The sequence below is a fragment of the Psychrobacter sp. S1-30-MNA-CIBAN-0213 genome (assembly GCF_040309845.1).
Lineage (GTDB): Bacteria > Pseudomonadota > Gammaproteobacteria > Pseudomonadales > Moraxellaceae > Psychrobacter.
In genome coordinates, this window is record NZ_JBEOPE010000031.1 from 1 (window position 1) to 575 (window position 575).

Genomic DNA, 575 nt, shown 5'->3' on the forward strand with positions numbered 1-575 from the left:
CTATTACTCTTTGCCACACCTGTGGCTTATTGGCTTGCTAAGCCGAGTCGTGGGCAAGTCATTGCACGTCTTAAAGTTATACTGATGGGCATTATCGCCATGCCACTCGTACTGCCTCCTACCGTCATTGGTTTTTATTTATTGCTCCTACTAAGCCCTAGCATGGGTATTGGCAAGTGGCTCAGTGAACACAACATCAGCCCATTAATCTTTACCTTTGAAGGTCTGGTCATCGGTTCTATCATTTATTCCTTACCTTTCTATATCCAACCTGTCTATGCCCAATTTTTACGCATACCGCAAAGCGTGATGGAGATGGCGCATTTATTAGAGCCCAGCCGTCTAAGACGCTTTATCAGAGTCGCCCTTCCACAAGCAAAGGTGGGTATTATTCTCGGCAGCATCATCAGCTTTGCCCATACTATTGGCGAGTTTGGCGTGGTGCTCATGATAGGGGGTAGTATCTCGGGCGAGACCAAAGTGGTGTCCATCGCGATATATGAGCAAGTCGAAGCACTCAACTACGAAGCGGCACACCTGATGTCAGGTATTCTTATCATTATAGGCATGATTAT

1 protein-coding gene is annotated in these 575 nt (G+C 46.4%); it reads left to right on the plus strand.

Annotation, left to right across the window (positions count from 1 at the left end; genetic code table 11):
* Positions 1 to 575 (plus strand): molybdate ABC transporter permease subunit (gene modB / locus AAEY87_RS13835; protein ID WP_350657586.1); only part of this gene is annotated, 575 nt, incomplete at both ends.